General features: G+C 43.3%; 20 protein-coding genes. 12 read left to right on the top strand and 8 right to left on the bottom strand.

Annotation, left to right across the window (positions count from 1 at the left end; translation table 11 throughout):
* Window positions 1-31: 31 nt before the first annotated feature.
* The 3 genes from ABD960_RS10130 to ABD960_RS10120 all read left to right on the top strand — a co-directional run bounded on the left by ABD960_RS10130 (window position 32) and on the right by ABD960_RS10120 (window position 2,752).
* Entirely contained in the window at window positions 32-652 is a 621-nt protein-coding gene (locus ABD960_RS10130) for a Vmc-like lipoprotein signal peptide domain-containing protein (protein WP_345331035.1), read from the top strand.
* An 83-nt stretch (window positions 653-735) separates the two neighbouring features.
* On the top strand, window positions 736-1,677 hold the full coding sequence (locus tag ABD960_RS10125; protein ID WP_345331034.1) for a hypothetical protein: 942 nt from the start codon (window positions 736-738) through the stop codon (window positions 1,675-1,677).
* A 91-nt stretch (window positions 1,678-1,768) separates the two neighbouring features.
* Window positions 1,769-2,752, top strand: coding sequence for a helix-turn-helix transcriptional regulator (locus ABD960_RS10120; RefSeq protein ID WP_345331033.1), 984 nt, complete (start codon window positions 1,769-1,771; stop codon window positions 2,750-2,752).
* Between the two features lie 5 nt (window positions 2,753-2,757).
* Here the strand turns inward: ABD960_RS10120 and ABD960_RS10115 are convergent, their stop codons facing one another.
* The 3 genes from ABD960_RS10115 to scpB all read right to left on the bottom strand — a co-directional run bounded on the left by ABD960_RS10115 (window position 2,758) and on the right by scpB (window position 4,620).
* On the bottom strand, window positions 2,758-3,609 hold the full coding sequence (locus tag ABD960_RS10115; RefSeq protein WP_345331032.1) for a ThuA domain-containing protein: 852 nt from the start codon (window positions 3,607-3,609) through the stop codon (window positions 2,758-2,760).
* Window positions 3,610-3,728: 119 nt separating this feature from the next.
* The gene (locus ABD960_RS10110; protein WP_345331031.1) at window positions 3,729-3,941 is read right to left on the bottom strand and encodes a hypothetical protein; all 213 of its coding nucleotides are present in this window, start codon (window positions 3,939-3,941) and stop codon (window positions 3,729-3,731) included.
* Between the two features lie 118 nt (window positions 3,942-4,059).
* Window positions 4,060-4,620 (bottom strand): SMC-Scp complex subunit ScpB, encoded by a 561-nt coding sequence (gene scpB / locus ABD960_RS10105; RefSeq protein WP_345331030.1) that lies wholly within the window; start codon window positions 4,618-4,620, stop codon window positions 4,060-4,062.
* 115 nt (window positions 4,621-4,735) lie between these two features.
* Between scpB and ABD960_RS10100 the strand changes: the two genes are divergently transcribed.
* Window positions 4,736-5,437, top strand: coding sequence for a ferritin-like domain-containing protein (locus tag ABD960_RS10100; protein ID WP_345331029.1), 702 nt, complete (start codon window positions 4,736-4,738; stop codon window positions 5,435-5,437).
* An 11-nt stretch (window positions 5,438-5,448) separates the two neighbouring features.
* Complete coding sequence (locus ABD960_RS10095; protein ID WP_345331028.1) at window positions 5,449-6,294, top strand: ferritin-like domain-containing protein; 846 nt, start codon at window positions 5,449-5,451, stop codon at window positions 6,292-6,294.
* 77 nt (window positions 6,295-6,371) lie between these two features.
* Here the strand turns inward: ABD960_RS10095 and mqnC are convergent, their stop codons facing one another.
* On the bottom strand, window positions 6,372-7,496 hold the full coding sequence (mqnC, locus tag ABD960_RS10090) for a cyclic dehypoxanthinyl futalosine synthase (RefSeq protein WP_345331027.1): 1,125 nt from the start codon (window positions 7,494-7,496) through the stop codon (window positions 6,372-6,374).
* A 377-nt stretch (window positions 7,497-7,873) separates the two neighbouring features.
* On the opposite strand from mqnC, the gene ABD960_RS10085 reads away from it, so the two are divergent.
* The gene (locus tag ABD960_RS10085; protein WP_345331026.1) at window positions 7,874-8,296 is read left to right on the top strand and encodes a hypothetical protein; all 423 of its coding nucleotides are present in this window, start codon (window positions 7,874-7,876) and stop codon (window positions 8,294-8,296) included.
* On the opposite strand, the gene ABD960_RS10080 is transcribed toward ABD960_RS10085, so the two are convergent.
* Window positions 8,289-9,791: an ATP-binding cassette domain-containing protein gene (locus ABD960_RS10080; RefSeq protein WP_345331025.1), complete on the bottom strand. Its 1,503-nt coding sequence runs from the start codon at window positions 9,789-9,791 to the stop codon at window positions 8,289-8,291. The two genes, ABD960_RS10085 and ABD960_RS10080, sit on opposite strands and share 8 nt — an antisense overlap.
* A gap of 112 nt (window positions 9,792-9,903) precedes the next feature.
* Between ABD960_RS10080 and ABD960_RS10075 the strand changes: the two genes are divergently transcribed.
* Complete coding sequence (locus ABD960_RS10075) at window positions 9,904-10,065, top strand: hypothetical protein (RefSeq protein ID WP_345331024.1); 162 nt, start codon at window positions 9,904-9,906, stop codon at window positions 10,063-10,065.
* A 26-nt stretch (window positions 10,066-10,091) separates the two neighbouring features.
* The gene (locus ABD960_RS10070; protein ID WP_345331023.1) at window positions 10,092-10,556 is read left to right on the top strand and encodes a PA2169 family four-helix-bundle protein; all 465 of its coding nucleotides are present in this window, start codon (window positions 10,092-10,094) and stop codon (window positions 10,554-10,556) included.
* Window positions 10,557-10,644: 88 nt separating this feature from the next.
* On the opposite strand, the gene ABD960_RS10065 is transcribed toward ABD960_RS10070, so the two are convergent.
* Together ABD960_RS10065 and ABD960_RS10060 are read right to left on the bottom strand one after the other, a co-directional pair.
* Window positions 10,645-12,189, bottom strand: coding sequence for a vanadium-dependent haloperoxidase (locus ABD960_RS10065; RefSeq protein ID WP_345331022.1), 1,545 nt, complete (start codon window positions 12,187-12,189; stop codon window positions 10,645-10,647).
* 20 nt (window positions 12,190-12,209) lie between these two features.
* Entirely contained in the window at window positions 12,210-13,130 is a 921-nt protein-coding gene (locus tag ABD960_RS10060) for a hypothetical protein (RefSeq protein ID WP_345331021.1), read from the bottom strand.
* A 329-nt stretch (window positions 13,131-13,459) separates the two neighbouring features.
* Here ABD960_RS10060 and ABD960_RS10055 point away from each other — a divergent pair, with 329 nt between their 5' ends.
* The 4 genes from ABD960_RS10055 to ABD960_RS10040 all read left to right on the top strand — a co-directional run bounded on the left by ABD960_RS10055 (window position 13,460) and on the right by ABD960_RS10040 (window position 18,636).
* Window positions 13,460-14,701, top strand: a complete 1,242-nt coding sequence (locus tag ABD960_RS10055) for an AGE family epimerase/isomerase (protein WP_345331020.1) — start codon at window positions 13,460-13,462, stop codon at window positions 14,699-14,701.
* 106 nt (window positions 14,702-14,807) lie between these two features.
* Entirely contained in the window at window positions 14,808-16,796 is a 1,989-nt protein-coding gene (locus tag ABD960_RS10050; RefSeq protein ID WP_345331019.1) for a retaining alpha-galactosidase, read from the top strand.
* A gap of 11 nt (window positions 16,797-16,807) precedes the next feature.
* On the top strand, window positions 16,808-17,896 hold the full coding sequence (locus ABD960_RS10045) for an SGNH/GDSL hydrolase family protein (protein ID WP_345331018.1): 1,089 nt from the start codon (window positions 16,808-16,810) through the stop codon (window positions 17,894-17,896).
* Window positions 17,893-18,636, top strand: coding sequence for an SGNH/GDSL hydrolase family protein (locus ABD960_RS10040; RefSeq protein WP_345331017.1), 744 nt, complete (start codon window positions 17,893-17,895; stop codon window positions 18,634-18,636). Before ABD960_RS10045 ends, ABD960_RS10040 begins: the two co-directional genes overlap by 4 nt.
* Before the next feature lie 63 nt (window positions 18,637-18,699).
* Here the strand turns inward: ABD960_RS10040 and ABD960_RS10035 are convergent, their stop codons facing one another.
* Window positions 18,700-19,035 carry a hypothetical protein gene (locus ABD960_RS10035; RefSeq protein ID WP_345331016.1) on the bottom strand — a complete coding sequence of 112 codons (336 nt, stop codon included), beginning with the start codon at window positions 19,033-19,035 and terminating at the stop codon, window positions 18,700-18,702.
* Window positions 19,036-19,069: the final 34 nt, after the last annotated feature.

The following is a 19,069-nucleotide window of genomic DNA, read 5'->3' as shown; positions in this document are numbered from 1 at the left end:
AAATCTATTTACATTTTTAATCTTAAAAACAATGAAAAACAAATTATTCAGCACCGTAAGGTCAGTAACCGCAATTGCCGCTATCGCCATTGTTGCCGTATCATGTAAAAAAGATGCCGCTGTACCTGAGTCATCAGCTTCATCAAAATCAAACCTGACAACCAATGCAGTGCCAAGCAGCGCTACCTACACCATTAACGGACGTTATGCTAACCCGGCTTTAGGCCCTGCCGGTTACGGTACTATCTACGTTGATTTGGCCAACGGCGATCAGGACAGCGTTGCCACCTTCGCAGGTGTTGATGTGCACTTCACCAGCACTAATAACTCTGTTATACAGGTGCCATCAGGTTCAACTTTAAAAACCTTATATAACACTTCTAAAACATTCGCTTCATTAAAAATCTCTGATTTTACAGGTAGCGCGGTAACAAGTGTTGGCCGTAACACATCAACTACAAGCACACCTAATGGCTGGTATAACTATGCCGTTCCGGGTGGTGTAACGCCAATCGCAGGTTTCTTTATACTGGTAACTCCTGCAAGCGGTAGCCCTTATGCTATCCAGGTAACTGCAGCTGCTGGTCAGGGTACTGCAACCAGCAACAGGGGTGTGTACACTATTAAAACAGGTGTAATTAATAACTTATAATTACCTCAGCAAAGCAGTTGTGCCCCTGGGGCACAACTGCTTTTAACGTGCAAAAGGCACGCATTTATTAAACATGTTTAAAAATGATCGGCATTAAACGCATTACAGTGATCAGAAAATTTTACCCGTTTATTTTAATTATTGCGGTATTGGCAGGTTTATCATCCTGTAAAAAGGAATACCCGGCCTTACCGTATAACGATATTGAGCAGTTTACCATTAAGGATGCCGCAGGCAACGATATTAAGGCTTCAATTGATGGCAGCAGTATCATAGTATATTATCCGCCATTTCAAACAGTTCCGGATAAAGTGAAACCGATTATTGTAGTGTCCGAAGGTGCAACTATAACGCCCGAATCAGGCAGTGAAGTTGAATATAAGGACGGTGTAACCTTTGAGGTCAGAGCTGCTGATGGCAGTACAAAAACCTACACATTAAAAGCGTTGGTAAACCAGCCTGCACCAACAATTGAGGTTGGCGATACTCAGTTAGATTATGGTTTATCAATAACCGGCGAATATTTATTGCCCGATACTAATCAAACAAAAATATTTTTAATCAATTCTCAGAATAAAGAAACTCAAGTACCGGCTTCTACTTTTACCGAATTCTCAGCTTCACGCATTTCAGCCCCGATACCTGCTGGTATTGATACGGGACGTTACCAGGTACGTGTAATTAGCGGTACACATAATATAGTTAAAGGTTCTATATTAATTGGACCGCCGACGCTTTCTTTTGATTTGGCGCAAGAAACTGTGAAAAGAGGAGGAGAGATAAATATAACAAATTCTAATGGAGCACTTAAATACTATCGTAGCGGTATTGCAGCCAAAGTCAGGCTCCTTTACTCTCGTCGAGATTTTGTTGAAGCTGACATAATCAGCACAAGCGATACAGAAATAAAAGTAAAAGTGCCTGCCGATTTCCCTGCTAATATTATCACTCTTGTGGTGATAAATGTAGAGGGTAATGATAATGTAATTTCACCATTAATGGGTACCATAACAGTTACTGATTAATATACATACACAACCTTTTAATCACTAAACAAAAAAAGCCCTGTGTACCCATGCTGGTTTGGCATGGGTACGGCAGGCACAACTGTTACTAATGCACATTAAATCAAAAATAGAGGGGTTTGAAGATTGGCTGTTCATCGAAGAACTGCCTGATACGTTTAACGCCGGCACGCCATTGGCCGAAAAGCGCATGACGATTAAGCGGCCGCCTGTTCAGGAATTTTCTAATTATATGCTCAGCTCGGGTGGCGTTTTTTTAATGCATGCAAAAATGCAGTTTACCCAACCTGCTACCATTTTGTTTGAGATTGAAGGCGAAACCATTAACTCGCAATTTATTTTTTATGATAATATACCAGCAAATGATGATAAGGGCAACAAAAAGGCTAGGGGCGGTGCCCGCCATAATATCAGGTATATTCCCTCTCTCTCCGGCAAATATGAACTAACGAAGGGCGTTAGCTACAGCTATTTCCTGGTGGTGCTTTCAAAGGAGTATTATTTCCATCTAATCAATAAGGACTCTATCCTTCATGCTGATTTTGTTGAGGAGATAAAGAATGGCAAGTACACCTCTATCTCAGCTAAAGATCTGCTGGTGTCGCATGAGATGCGGCAAATTATAAATGATATTGTTGAGTGCCGCAAAACAGGGGAGCTTAAGCGCCTGTTTACCGAAGCTAAAATATTGGAGCTGCTGATGCTGCAAATGGAGCAGATACAGCACGATCAGTTAAGCGAAACCAACACCTTTACACCCGCCGAGCAAGAAAAAGTAGAGCATGCCCGCGATTTGCTGGACGAACAATTTGTTAATCCACCGGTACTGCCGGTGCTGTCACGTTTAGTGGGCTTGAATGAGTTTAAGCTAAAACGTGGTTTTAAAGCTTATTTTGGAACTACCATTTATGGCTATATTACCCGCCTGAAGATGGAGCATGCCCGTCATCTATTAATTGATAAAAAGCTGACCGTACGCGAAGTAACGTACGAGGTGGGTTTTAAACATCAGTCGCACCTGTCCGAAGCATTCAAAAAATATTACGGAATATTACCAAGCGAGGTAAAGCAGTAACTTAATTATTGAAGCGGGCGCCTGCCGCCAAGCCATAACAAACCGTTTATAATCAACCGGTTCTCAACATCCCCGTCAAACGTGTGCGATAATGTTTCATTGGTGCCATGCTCATAATCCATATCGTTATGGCCCATGTTAAAGTATAACATTTTATACCGGGTATTCGTCCACACCACCGGATAGTAGCCGCTATGCCATATTTCTTCGGGTTTTGGCCCCGTACCCAGCGGGAAGCTGCAGCTATCAATAGAACATAGTATGCGTATATCTTTATTTTGGCGAAGGTCTTTTTCCCAGCGGTACCACTCGTTAGGCGTAGCCCTGAACAATACCGGCATGCCTTTGGTAACCGGATGGTTTCTGTCCTCAACCTTAATACTGGCTGATGTTGGACGCCAGGTATTACTTACGTAACTGCCCGAACCCAGGAACTCATTATGATACCAGTCCCAGTTTTGCGGATAATCAGAAGGGGTAAGCGCAAACGCCGAAAAATGGAAACCTATCCACCCGCCGCCGTTACGCATATAGGCTTCAAAAGCCTCACGTTGCGCTTTCGCTTCGGGACGGCTGTCTAAAAACAATACTACTTTATATTTAGCCAGATTTTTGGTATTAAGCTTTGTCCAGTCATTTGTGGCTTCATACGTAAAATGATTTTGAGCTGCCACCTGTGTAAACCATTTGTTAGCCTCGTTTACAAAACTGATGTGCGCAGCATCTTTTTTAGCGCTGTAAAATGCCAATACTTTAAATGATGGCTGCAACTTTTGCGTAAAGCCCGAGGTACTAACAAGCATCAGCACCAATAGTACGATCAATCTGTAATTTAACCTGTAAAATTTAATATTCATAAGTAAACACGTTACGCCTGTTTTGTTGTAAGCGTTAAATAAACCGGTTACGCGGTGTGCGTAAGGTACGGTTTTTAAAAACAAAAAAGCATTCACTTTGTGTTGAATGCTTCGGGATGTTAGTATTTGTAATCGTCATCGTCGTCATCATAACTGTTGCCTAACGAGTCATAATCAAGTTCGTCCAGTGGGGCATCAAACTCGTCATCATCATCGTCGTCAATAAACCTTTTTTGCGGCTTGTTACTATCAGCCAGTCCGCTTGATTTTTTAGCGCCGTTGCTTTTTGCACCGGCAGGCTTTTTATTCACTGGTTTCTTTGGCGTTCCCATACAAACAATCGGTAATATTAATTCAAATTAGTTATTAGCTGTCGGCTATTTAATCAGGGTTAAATTGCGTTCAGTAAAAATAATTAAAATCCATTTTCTTATAAAAAAAAGCGAAAAATTATTCGGTGGCTTCACCGATGGCTGTAGCCTCGCTGGTAAGTTCTTTAATCTGAGGTAATTCATCGGCCGAGTTGATGCCGAAATAATCCATAAAAAGCGGGCTGGTACCGTATAATATAGGCCTGCCTATGGCTTCGGATTTTCCTACAATGGTTATCAATTCCTTCTCGAGCAGCTTTTGTATGGAATAGTCGCAGTTTACCCCACGGATTTGTTCCACTTCGGTTTTTGTTACAGGCTGTTTATAGGCAATAATTGCAAGAGTTTCCATAGCTGCCTGGCTTAATTTTTTCTTAGCCCGCTGAGCCTGTAATAACCCTACAACCTTGTGGAATTGCTTTTTTGTTAAAAACTGGTAGCCATTATTAAGTTTTACCAGTTCGATGGCGAAATCATCCTGATGATATTTTTTTTGGATGCTATCAATGCAGGTTAACACCTTCTGGTCGTCAAAGTCCTGTTCAAAAGCACTCTGCAAGCAGTAAATTATCTCCTCAAGCCGCAGGCTTTGTTCTGATGAAAATATCAGCGCTTCTATATAAAGTTCAATGTTATTCATCTTGAAAAAAGGGTGTTACTCCTTTCAGTTGTTGTTATGTTGAGCCTGAAACAAAACTGTTAACACTAAAAATGGGTATGTACAATTATAAACCAAATATTTTACAATCAGTATTATGAAAACAGAAACACAAAATCCTTATAACGCGAATATGGCAAGGCGGGCCTTTTTGCGTTATGCTGGAGCAAGTACTGCTGTTGCCGGTATTCTGGCTATGCAAAGCTGCTCTAAAGACAATAGTGCCTACGAGGAAGATGGCAGCGGTGGCGGAAGCAGCACTGTTGACGTAGGATCAGGTGATACAGGTATATTAAATTATGCCTACGCACTTGAGCAGCTCGAAGCTGCATTTTACATCCAGGTAGTAAACTCATTCGCATCCGATTTTAACTCAGATGAGAGAGCATTATTTACAGATATTCGCGACCATGAGGTATCTCACCGCGAGTTTTTTAAAGCGGCACTGGGCTCAGGTGCTATTAAAGGGTTGACTCCTGACTTCAGCAAAATTGATTTTGGCAGCCGTACCGCCGTATTAAACGCGGCAAAAACTTTTGAAGATTTAGGCGTTGCAGCGTATGACGGTGTTGCATCTAAAATACAAAATCCGGATTACCTGGTTATTGCGGGCAAAATCGTATCGGTTGAGGCGCGTCATGCGGCAGTGATCAGTAACCTTCGTTCGCAGGGTAGTTTTGTTGACAGCGATCAGGTTGATGGTGATGGCCTTAACATCACTTTAGGCCCAACAAAGGTGGTTGCTGCGGCTAACCTCTACCTGAAAACCAAGATCAGTGCAAAAAGCTTTAACTTTTAACAACAGCTACCATGAACTTATTTAACATTATTGAAGATATAGAGAAGATTGACCCGGAGTTGGGCGATCGTATCAATCCGCGCCGTAGCGCCATCAGAAACATGGCGAGTTTCGGCTCAAAGGTAGCTGTTGCTGCCCTGCCATTCGCATTCGGTACTTTACTTAAAAAAGCATACGGACAAGCACTGCCAACTGCTGTGGTAGGAGTGTTAAACTACGCCCTAACGCTTGAGTATCTGGAAGCGGAGTTTTACAACCAGGGCAGGGCACAGGCCAGCCTGATTCCGTCTGCCGATAAATCAGCCTATTTTGATAAAATATCCCGTGACGAGAATAATCACGTAAAATTCTTACAAACCGCATTGGGTTCAGCAGCAACGCCAAAAAGCGCGTTTACTTTTGACCTGACAGCAAACGGTACTTTTGCTGATGTATTAACTAATTACGATACATTCCTTAAAGTATCCGTAGCGTTTGAAGATACCGGCGTACGTGCGTACAAAGGCCAGGTTACCGCCCTGCAAAGTGTGCCTGATATTTTAACTGCGGCTGTATCTATCCACGCGGTTGAAGCACGCCACGCGGCTATAGCGCGTTATGTGCTTAACAAAAAACTTAACCTTGGCCTTAAGCCGTGGATTGTAAGCACTACAACAGGTAACGATACCGGTATTGCCGCAGTTAACGGAAATTACGCAGGTGAAGATAATGTAAGCCAGGCAGGTGTTGACCTTACTAAATTACCGGCAACAGGTACCAGCGCCAGCAAGGCATCGGTTACCGCCGCGTTTGATGAGCCGCTTACTAAGGATGCCACCTTGGCATTGCTGGTAGGCTCGTTTATTAAGCCTAAATAAAGTTAATACCAAACTTAAATAAAGCAAAACGGGCCGCTTAATGCAGGCCCGTTTTGCTTTTATATTAAGTAATAACTTTAGTAATTAATTACCTGCTCCTCAATTTGAGCGGGCATTTCTCGCCACTCATATTTTTGGTTACGCAGCTGTGGTTCAAAACCGGCTTCAATAATGGATTGCTGGATGCCTTTGGCCGTAAAGCGGTGCGGTGCTCCGGCGGCTGATACTACGTTTTCTTCGATCATGATCGAACCAAAATCATTAGCGCCGGCGTGTAAGCATAATTGCGCTACCTGTTTACCTACCGTAAGCCACGAAGCCTGTATGTTTTTAACATTTGGCAGCATAATGCGGCTCAACGCTATCATGCGGATATATTCGTCGCCGCTTACATTGTTGGTTATGCCACGAACCTTGCGCAGCAGGGTACCGTCGTCCTGAAACGGCCAGGGAATAAAGGCAGTGAAGCCGTAATGGCCTTCCGGTTTTTCAGCCTGCACTTCGCGTATCCAAACCAGGTGTTCAAAACGCTCCTCGATGGTTTCCACATGGCCAAACATCATAGTGGCTGATGTGGGCAGGTTTAGCTTATGAGCTGCGCGCATAACATCCAGCCACTCTTTACCGCCGCATTTGCCTTTGGAGATCAACCGGCGTACGCGGTCATTCAATATTTCGGCACCGGCTCCGGGCAGCGAATCTAAACCGGCTTCCTGCATCGCTTTCAAAACGTCGTAATGGCTCATGCCTTCAAGTTTTGATACATGGGCAATCTCCGGCGGGCCAAGCGAATGTAACTTAAGCGCAGGATAAAGCTCCTTTAACTGGCGGAATAACGTAGTGTAGAATTCCAGGCCGAGATCAGGATGGTGGCCGCCCTGTAACAGTAACTGATCGCCGCCATATTTAAAAGTTTCCTCTATTTTACGTTTATACGTTTCAATATCGGTTATGTAACTATCCTCGTGCCCGGGGCGACGGAAGAAATTACAGAATTTACAGTTGGCAATACAAACGTTGGTTGTGTTTACGTTACGGTCAATCTGCCAGGTTACTTTACCATGCGGCACCTGTATTTTTCGTAGTTGATTGGCAACATGCATCAGCTCGGTAGTAGGGGCATTGTGGTATAAGTAAACGCCTTCCTCCAAACTCAAAAAATCAAACCTCAGGGCGCGCTGTAACAGATCGGCTGTATTCATATAGGCAAAAATACATGTATTACATGCCAAATAAAACTACCGATCAATAATTGACACAAAATGTACAGATTGATGCTTATATTTATTTGTTATATAGTAAGATTATGAGCCGTAAACCTAAATCTGTAAAATTCTATCATCCGGGAATAATCAGTCTGCTTATTCTGCCAATGATCTGCGCAATCTACATTTACCATAATGCTTTTTCTGTTAAATATTATCTAACATCGGTTAATTGGTCCTATGATGTGGAAGAGGATGATGTGATCTCCACGCGCTATATTCAACCGCTAATAATACCCAATAGGAAATTTAACGCGATAACCCTGGATGGCACAACAGTATAAAACGATTTAGCTATTGAAAGATTTGAAGCTATGGTAACAAAGTTGTCAACAAGTAATGACACCCTTAATGGTGTAAAGATACAGTTTAGTAAGAGCACCAGCTATAAGAATATGGTAGATGCGATAGATATATGTAATCGTACCGAAAAAGACCACCTTAGCTATGTAATTAAAAACGATGAATTATTTGCATATATTAATAACAATAACAGTAAACAAGTTTATGATTCACTCAGAGTTAAACCTTTATTGTTTGATTGTGTAGGTAGTGATCATGTGTTTGTAAAATCAGATACTCAATCATCATCAATACAAAGCATATTAAACGTACCCGATGATCTCTCGGGATATGGTATTAAAATGCCGCTGGTATTCGCATTATGTGCGTTATGGATATGTATATTCCTTAATATGTTTGTCCAAGCACTACGACAAATTATGCATTTTAGCTAACCACTTCACCTACTAATAGCCGTAAGACTTTATCAACACTATCCGGTATTTCGTGCTGATAGTGGGTTACGTATATCAGCGTAACCGGGGTATTTTGGCAAATTTGCTCAATTACATGTTTAAAGTGTTCCTGCTGATGGGTATCGAGTCCCTGGCAGGGTTCATCAAATATCAGCAACGGCGGGTTTTTAACTAATGCACGTGCCAGCAGGCAAAGCCTTTGTGCCGATGCCGGTATGTTTTTTAGTGCGTTGCGGGCGTATTTATCTATCTCCAAAACCTGCATCCATTGCAGGGCTTTTTGCTGGTATGCCGATGTTGACTGTCGGAACAACCCCAATGTATCGTAAAATCCGGATTCGATAACCTGCAAGCAACTGTTATCGGCCGGAAAATACTGGTAGAACTCCGGCGATACATAACCGATCTTCTTTTTAATATCCCAAATGCTTTCGCCGCTGCCGCGCTTTTTGTCAAACAACATTATGTCATTAGCATACGCCTGTGGGTTATCGCCATTGATCAAACTTAACAGCGTTGATTTACCGGCGCCGTTCGGCCCTAACAAAGCCCAGTGTTCACCGGGCTTTATTTGCCAGTTTACATCTTTCAACACCTGGTTCTCTCCATATCGAATATTTACATTTCGCATATTCACAATGTATTCAAATGGCGAAGCGTAAGTTTGTTTAGTGAGTTCAGCTATAGCATTACCATCTATAGCCCTTGATGTGTCGAATTTATATTTGCCGGCGTCAAAATTCTCGCGGAGACTGGTTTCAACAATAGCACCATCTTTAAGTACAGCCACATGCGTTATAGCCGGCGGTATTTCGTTCGGCGCAGCAGTAATAATTACCGCGGTACCTGTTTGGGTGATCTTACTGATGATGTTATTGAACTCCTGCCTTGTATTTACGTCGAGCCCAGCCAGCGGGTTATCAAGCAGCATTAGCGCGGGGCTTTTTATTAAAGCTGATGCTATACGTAACCGCTTGGTTTCGCCGTTTGAGAGCATGATCAGTTTTTTATGCAGCAGCGGTTGCAGTTTGAGCTGGTCAATAGCCTCGTCAAAGGTCCAGCGTTCTGGGCCTTTTAAAGGCTGTATGCCTTGCAAATATTCACTAACGGTAGGTGCGTCGTCCGAGTCGGACGAATTGAAACGCTGCTGATAATAAAAATCGGTGGTATTAGACAGGTTTTTGAAATGATGCTTTGACTCAAGCAAGGTAATCAGCTGATGGAAGGTGATATGATCCTGATCCGGATGTGACCGTATATACTCCTGCCAAAAACCGTAAGTGATATTGCCATTGGTTATATTTAGCTTACCGGCAATGGTTTGCAGCAGCGCGCTTTTGCCCGAACCGCTCTCGCCTACAAACGCCCAGCTTTCGCCCTTTTGTATATTTAGGGAAAGATGCTCGAATACTAACTTGCTATATCCTCTTACGCTTATGTTATCAATCTTCAAAAAAGTTTCTGATCCGTTCATTGGTGGCTAAAATAAACATATCGCTCAATAAATAATGCTGCCGGGCAAAAACATAGCGGGCTAAGCTTATGTTAACAGTTAAATAAAATCGTAACTGTAATAAACATATACCATGAGAAAATTTAGTATGCTGGCTTTTATGCTGGCTATAATGAGCATAAGCAGTTGCCAGGTAATTGGCGACATATTTAAGGCCGGCGTTTACGTTGGTATTATAATTGTTATACTGGTAGTGGCCATCATTATCTGGATAATCAGGAAGATAAGCGGATGAGGTGGCTGTTTAAAAACATCATCATCATGGAAAACACAAAAGCAACAGTTGAAATTCTGAATGATCTGGTTCAGATCAACAACGACCGGATAAGCGGTTTTGAAAAAGCGTTGAAGGATTTGAAGGAACAGGATGCCGATATTCGTTATCTGTTTACCAACTGCATTGGCCAAAGCCACGAATTTAAAATGGAACTGGCAACAGAAGTGCAGGCGTTAAGCAATCCTAAGGATGTGGAGAACACTACTTCTGTATCTGGCACGCTGCACCGTACCTGGCTCGACTTGAAAGCGAAATTTACAGGCCACAATACCCATAGTATTTTAGAAGAATGTGAGTTTGGCGAGGATGCCATTTTAAAGGCGTACAATTCCGCGCTTGCTGAAGAATACATTCCTGCTTACATACGCGAAATGCTAACTAAGCACAACGCTATATTGCAAAAGGCCCATGACGAGGTAAAAGCGATGCGCGATGCTATAGCAAATTAAATGCTGATATAAAAAGAAAAGCACCGGTTCTAACTGGTGCTTTTCTTCTTTAATGGCTTTTTGTATTATTAATGTGGATTGCAATTGTCTAATTCGCTCCGTCAATCTTAGCCCGCTCAACCGCATAGTTGCCTACCTTTTGGCCGGTTATTAAGCCTTGCGAGCAATCAGAGCGGTAGTGAATACCACCATACATGCGCGACATGGATGCCTCGTTAGCCATATCCTCAAAATTCTTGGCTTTTGACGGCACCAGGTAAGCCAGTATAGTGGCCGCGGCCCCGCTAAATGTGGAGTGCCCCGATATATATGCCGGGAAATTAGGTACACCGGTAAATGTTTTAATGCGCGCGTCTAACTGGCAGGGGCGGGCATTAAAATAATAGTATTTGGTGTTCCAGCACACAATGGCCGCGTCCATCATTGATGCGTTTAGTAATGCGTAGTTACGTGCCCAGCGTACTTCGCTGTACTGGTGCTTAACAAATTCTGTAGTGGCAATGGCGTTCCAATGACCGGGAGGGGTGTAAGTGCCTACGCCATCAGCCCAGTCGTTAACAATGCGCATGTGCTCGCGGCTTGCATTTTTTGTGATTTCCAATACCTCGGCAACCTCTTTCTTCATCTCTTCAGAATTGGTTGCAGGCGGAGCAGCGGGGCGTAAGTTAGGCACATCGTTAACAGTAAACATCATTGGTTTTACATTACCGAACACCGGTAGCATAGGCGGCCTTTTAGGTATTTCAAGCGAATACCATGGTGTTTCACCCTTCGCCATACAATCATCTTCCAGTTTTTTCCAAACAGTGGGGTTGCCAACTGCTGCACCCATGCCATCGGTTTTTGCGCGGGCTACAATTTTGCGGGCTACCCAACGGCCTAACGAATCGCCGGCTATTATGTCGCTCGCTACGTTAGCGCCCGCCAGCATACGGTATTGCTTTTCCTCATCAGCCTTTTGTTTAATGTAATCAATATCAGCCGGGAAAAGCAGCTTCATGATCTCAAAAGACGCGCCTGCGATAACCGCATCTTCTGAGGGATAAGATGGTAGGTCACTTTTTGGTATCGAAACTGAAATGCCGCCGTCAGCTTTGTATGGAGCCTGGCGATTATACTCGTATTTAAAATGCCAGGCTGCAATCAGGGCATCATATTGCGCAGCACTTACATAGGCATAAGCACGGGCGGCATACGGCGGGTTTGAGAACGGAAATTGTGGATATGAGAACGGATTAGCCGCGCTCGGGATAGGGTAGGTTCCATCCGGATTTTGGTAGGGCGGCAGGTTATGCTTGGCTACCAGCTCGCGCATGATTTCGTTCCAGCGTAACACGCTGCCTACTTTCCAGTAATTAACAATAGCGCGCTGTTCGGCTGTAAGATTAGCTGTTAGCGATTTTAGGTCGTTAACCTCAGCCTTGTAAGCGGCTGATGTAGCCGCTTCAGGTGCCGGAATGTTAAATTCATCGGCAGAGGTAATTACCAATGGTTTCCAGTTGCCGGCTGCTTCATCAAGCTTGGCTGGCGTAAGTGCCGGAAAATCGTCATTATATTCTTTAATATCCTTGTTACAGGCAGTGATGGACGCGGCTAACAGGATAGAGGATGCGTAAGTAAATAGTTTCTTCATAAAATCAGGTAATTTATTAATTACAGTTTAGCCGTGTTTAAAGTGTAAAGCACACCAGCTATAAAGCCGGTTGCCTGGCCAACGTTACGGCCTTCCAAAGTTCTCCATGCGGCGGCATGTATACCCAGCGCGCGCAGCTTAGGCAGATAGTATTTGCCCTCAAAGCCTACGTTGGTGTTGTTCATGGTGTTGCTCACAAATGGCATATCATTCCGGCGTATGTCAAAACCACCATAGGTACGCATATGGTCTACATAGGCTTCTGCTATAATAAAAGGCGTACGGTAACCTGTTCTGAACTGGTATACGCCGGCGTTGGGCATTTGTACCTGATTGGAGTTGATCTGACGTGTGGTATAGTAGGCCGTACGGTCAATCTGCACATTGCTGCGGTATAAATATGAGCCCGACGCGGTCGCGAAGAATTTGCTGAGTTGATAGTCAACGATCAACCGGCCGGTTGTAACGTTACTGCCCATACCGATTGACACCGGCATCAGGTCTACATTGTAATTATGGCTGGGTGCGCTGTAACCACCTACCGCAAATACCGATAGCTTTTGGCTGCCAAATGTTTTGCGAACGGGCCTGTATTTTACATAAAAGCTCAGATCCTGGAAGCCGTTCAGTCCGCTCAATGTGCCCGCTGAAGTTTTGGTTGATACGTAAGGCAGGGAAACCATGATGTTAAGATCATCGCTTATGCCGTAATTCAGCATCGCCATAATACTGGAAGATGAAAAAGTGCCGATGTTCGCGTTGTCGCGCTTCAGGTTACCTTCCCAGTATTTGCCCCACGAATTATAGGCGTATCCGGCGGCAATGCATAAATTCTTTTTACCCATCATCAGGGCATCTGTTTCGGTTTGGGCTCGAGCGGTTGATGCCATTAAAGCAGCGCCCGCAATAATAATTGCAAGAGGTTTAAAAAAGGTTCTCATAAAGCTTAATTAGGGTTAGCTTTTTAATTTTTGTGTAAGTTAAGTAATAAGTTTATTACAAAACAATAACTTATTAAAAATTTAACAAAGTTTTCCAAATGCGCATAAACTGCTCATTTTTAATTGGTAAAACAACGGAGTGAATTTAAATAGAAAATGCATTTGCTGCAAAGCATGACCATTTTATATAACAGATTGATAAAATAGTATTATTGGTAATTTACCATTCGACTTAGTTTTGAAGCACGCTGTTGATAAGTTTATACATCAATCAGGCGTAGCGTAAAATTTCTCAATAGTTTAATAAAATCATCAACCAAGTAGGCCTTTTGGAAAATATAAATTACATGCATGAATATGGCTCAGAATTAAAGTCAGAGTTAAAAAATATTCTCAACTATTGGCGTGCTTATACCGTTGATGAAGTAAACGATGGATTTATCGGAAAAATAGATCATGCTAATATTCGCTATGGTGGTGCTGAAAAGGGCGCCGTATTAAATGCCCGTATATTATGGGCGTTTTCAGCTGCTTATAATTTTGAGGCTGATAGTGTGTATTTAATATATGCAGAACGCGCGTATCAATACATTAGCCAATATCTTACAGATAGAGAATATGGCGGTATTTATTGGTCAGTTACTTATTCAGGTGAGCCGGTTGATACCAGGAAACAGGTGTATGCCAATGCTTTTGTTATTTATGCCTTAGCCGAATATTACAAAGCCGTTAATAAGAATGAAATAAAGCAGCAAGCCATAAGCTTATATAATTTATTGGTTGATAAAAGCTACGATATCCAATACACAGGGTATTTTGAGGCTTTTACGCGCGAATGGGAACCCATTGATGATTTGCGATTAAGCGCGAAAGATGCCAACGAGAAAAAATCAATGAATACGCACTTGCACGTACTTGAGGCGTATGCCAACCTGTATACTATTTGGCCTGACGACGGTTTAAAGCGACAGATCATCGGCTTGCTTAAAAATTTTAGCGATCTTATTATTGATTCGGATACCTTTCATCTGCAATTGTTTTTTGACGAGAAATGGAACAGGCGGTCGTCCATTGTCTCCTATGGGCACGATATCGAGGCAGCCTGGTTACTGCTGGAGGCCGCTGAAATTATTGGTGAAGAACAACTGATAACTAGATTTCAGGATTATGCCGTTAAAATGGCTGATTCCGCTCTTGAAGGAATTGACACTGCCGATGGTGGTTTGTGGTACGAATATGATCCTGCGCATGGCGGTTTGGTGCGCGAAAAACATTGGTGGGTACAGGCAGAAGCTATGGTTGGTTATTTGAACGCCTGGCAACTTACCGGCGAATGGAAGTACGCGGCCATATCGATCAGACTTTGGCAATTTGTACAGCAGCATATTATTGATAGTAAAAATGGTGAGTGGGTGTGGGGTGTACATGCCGATGGTAGCCTGATGGCCCACGAGGATAAGGTAGGCATCTGGAAATGCCCGTACCATAACAGCCGTACCTGTATAGAGATACACCGGCGGATAGTTAGATCTGAACAGATGCTTACCCCGTCTCAGCTTTTAAACGGCTAACTTATACGTGATATCGGCTAAAATTGGCACAAAGTACAGCTTCCTGTTATGCTATCTTGCCGGAGTTAAAAATATAAACCAAACAGTTATATCGTAATTTTTTATAATGAAGAACATCTCCAAGTTTAGCCTCGCCATGCTTGCCATGCTGAGTTGCCAGCAACTCATAGCGCAGCAAAAAAGCTACACCGTTATTTCTCCGGATAATAAGGTTAAAGTTACCTTGAATGCTGGTAAGCAAATCAGTTGGTCGCTAAGCTATAACGGCAGCGAGATTATCCAGCCTTCGGTAGCAGCCATCAGGCTTGAGGGCGGTGAAGTATTAGGTAGCGATGTGAAGGTAAACTCAGACAAAACGTTAACCGTAAACTCAAAATTTGAAGCCTACAATTACAAAAAGAAGTTTATCATCGAAAATTACCGGCAGCTTACCCTTAATTGTAAAGGTGGTTACAGTTTTATAGTCCGGGCATATAATGATGGTATGGCATATCGCTTCGTGCTCAATAAAACCCAGCCCGTAAAGGTGATGGCCGAGGATGTCAATTTTAAATTTACGAATGATTACAACATATTCATCCCTTACGCGCACGATCCCCGCTTAAAAGGCGACTATTATCAAACCTCCTTTGAGGCCCTGTATAACGAGGTGCCTTTATCAAAAGTAATGGCAGACTCACTGGCTTTTTTACCTATGCTGGTTGATTTGGGTAATGGTGCCAAGGCTGCCGTTTTGGAAGCAGGATTGGAGGATTATCCGGGCATGTATGTGGTTAAAAACAAGGATGAACAAAATGCCCTAAAAGCCGAATTCGCCAAATACCCTGCTAAAGAAGAACTGCGGAGGCTGAATACCTTGGTTACCGAAAGAGCCGACTACATAGCAACCGTTAAAGGGAAAGCCGCTTTGCCCTGGCGGGCGGTTATTGTAACGCCGGACGATAAAACTTTGCTTAATAATGATATGGTGCAAAAACTGGCAGGGCCGTCGCGCATAAAAGATATTGCCTGGATAAAACCCGGCAAAGTAGCCTGGGACTGGTGGAACGACTGGAACATATCGCATGTTGATTTTAAAGCGGGCATCAACACCGCTACCTATAAATACTATGTTGATTTTGCATCAGAGAATAAGCTGGAGTATGTGATACTGGATGAAGGCTGGAGTAACTCGGTTGACATGACCAAGCTCAACCCGGCTGTTGATTTGCAGGAGATCATTACCTACGCCAAGCAAAAAAACGTAGGTATTATACTATGGGCCACCTGGCATGGAGTAATGGCCAACATGGATGGCGTATTTAAACAATATGCGGATATGGGTGCCAAAGGTTTTAAGATAGACTTTTTTGACCGCGATGACCAAAAGGTAACATCATCCGTTTATAAGATAGCCGAAACTGCGGCTAAGTATCATTTGCTGGTTGATTTACATGGCATGTACAAACCCGATGGTATACAGCGCATTTATCCTAATGTGTTGAACTTCGAGGGCGTAAAGGGGTTGGAAAATGCTAAATGGGCACTTAATGATGATGTGCCACGCTATGATGTTTCGATACCCTTTATCAGGATGCTGGCCGGGCCGATGGATTATACGCCGGGTGCTATGCGCAATGCAAACAAGGCATCATACCGCCCGATCAACTCAAACCCGATGAGCCAGGGTACACGCAGCCACCAACTGGCTATGTATGTGATATTTGAGGCACCGATACAAATGCTGGCTGATAATCCGTCGGCTTACCGCAGGGAGCAGGAATCAACCACCTTTATAAGCAAAGTACCAACCGTTTTTGATGAAACCGTGCCGCTATTGGGCAAGGTAGGCGAGCATGTGGCTATTGCCCGCCGTAATGGCGACACATGGTACGTAGGAGCCATGACCAACTGGGACGCGCGCGACCTGGAGATCGATCTGTCATTCCTGCCAAAACGGAATTATGAAGCCGAAGTATTTAAGGACGGCGTTAATGCCGACCGTGATGCTACCGACTATACGCGTGAAGTGATAAAGGTGTCATCATCAGATAAAATAAAAGTACACCTGAGCAACGGCGGCGGCTGGGCAGCCAGAATATACCCGGCAAAATAAAGATACCAGTTATGCGGATTTTGAGTTTATTAATAGGAGCTGTATGGTTAACCGGCTTATGGGCATTTAAAGCGCCCTCGGATGATCTGCATGAATACAAACCGGCTGATAAACGCTTTCAGTACGTAGGCCGTATTGATTTTACCAATCCGCAGCTACCACGCTTTTGGGCGGCGGGTGTTTATATTAAGGCTGCCTTTAAAGGTGCCTCGTGCGAACTGTTAATTAATGATGAAATGATGTGGGGTAAGGATCATAACTATATTTCGGTAGCTGTTGATAACCTGCCTGTGCAGCGTATAAAACTCACCCAAAAAACTAACACCATTAAGGTTGCAAATAACCTTACAGACGTACGGCACGAGATCACCATTTGCAAAAGTACCGAATCGGGCATTGGGTACCTGGAATTTGTTGGGTTACGTTGCAAACAGTTGCTTGCTCCGGCATCATTGCCGGTACGTAAAATTGAATTTATAGGCAATTCCATAACCTGCGGTACGGGTAGTGATGAAAGCACTTTCCCTTGCAATACCGGCCAATGGTACGATCAGCATAACGCTTACATGGCTTACGGGCCAATAACCGCACGGGCTTTAAACGCGCAGTGGCACCTAACAGCGGTAGCGGGTATTGGTTTAACCAAAAGCTGCTGCCAGATGGAAGTTACCATGCCTGATGTGCTTGATAAAGTTAACCTGCGCGCCAATGCCATCCGGTGGGATTTTAAAAAATACCGGCCCGATGTAGTGACCGTATGCCTCGGGCAAAATGATGGCCCTGTTGATTCAGTAAAGTTTTGCCCGCCTTATGTATCGTTTATTAAAAGATTGCGGGCTTACTACCCATCAGCAACCATTATTTGCCTAACCAGCCCGATGGCCGACAGCAGCCTGGTGCAAGTTCAAAAAAATTACCTGCGTGGTATTGTTAACGAAGTAAATAATGCAGGAGATAAAAACGTGTATAAATACTACTTTAGCAAACGCTATCATAAAGGTTGCGGCGATCATCCTGACCTGAGTGAACACCGCCTGATAGCTGATGAACTGATTGCATTTATTGAAAAAACAAAACACTGGAGAAGAAACACACCATGAAGAAAACCTTTATTTTGCCGGCGCTATTTTCGGCGCTGCTATTTACCTCGGCTTATGGCCAAACTGCCGATACGGCACGCATGGCTAAGGAATTAAAACAATTAAGATATTTGAAAGACGACTGGGCGAACCTGAAACGTTTTGAAAAAGAGAATGCCGTCGTGCAGCCACCAGCAAAGGGGGAGGATCGTGTGGTTTTTATGGGTAACTCCATTACCCAGGGCTGGAGCGATAGGGACCCCGACTTTTTTAAAGGCAAACCTTACATAAACCGTGGTATAGGCGGCCAAACCACCCCGCAAATGCTGCTGCGTTTTCGCCCGGATGTGATCAACCTGAAACCAAAGGTAGTGGTTATACTGGCCGGTACTAACGATATAGCGGGTAACACAGGCCCGACATCCGAAGAAACTATTGTTGGTAATATCGAATCAATGGCGTTACTGGCGCAACACTATGGCATCAAGGTGGTACTATCATCCATACTGCCGGTGTATGATTACCCTTGGAGCCGCGGTAAGGACCCGGTGCCTAAGATCGCCTACATCAACAAAAGCCTGAAAGAATTTGCCGAGGCCAACAAAATGGTTTATGTAGATTATTTTACGCCGATGGCCGATGATAAAAAAGGCCTAAAAGCAGAATACACCACTGATGGTGTACACCCAACTGTGGCCGGCTACAAAGTAATGGAGCCGCTTGTTGAAGCAGCCATTAAAGCAGCTTTAAAGAAGAAGTAATTATCTTTAAACAGATAAAAGAAAAGCGGCTTGTAGTGATACAGGCCGCTTTTCTTTTATCTATTAAAATCGATATATACTATTGGATGGGAGTTCAATTAACTCTACTTGCTGGCCGCTATTCAATATATTAGTAATCACTTCGTCAGCAATTAATTTGGCTTTACTATAAGTTATATCAGGATTAAAGGTCATTTGTATACCAGGTGGCTCCCATGAGTAAGTAAAATAATCACTTTCTACTAAATAGTATGGCCATCCGTCACACATAGTCTTTGTGCAAATAAAAGTGTTAGGCGTCATAATATCATCATAGATATCAGCAGTAAGCTCTATGTCTCCAGTTATCAAAAATTCAAAATCTTTGCCGGTCCAATAGGATTTGTCAGTATTGTTCATTATTGACTATTAGTGACATCAAATATATATACCA

Source organism: Mucilaginibacter defluvii (assembly GCF_039543225.1).
Lineage (GTDB): Bacteria > Bacteroidota > Bacteroidia > Sphingobacteriales > Sphingobacteriaceae > Mucilaginibacter > Mucilaginibacter defluvii.
Note: the sequence above shows the minus strand (reverse complement) of the source record. Positions and strands in the feature narration are given on the sequence as shown.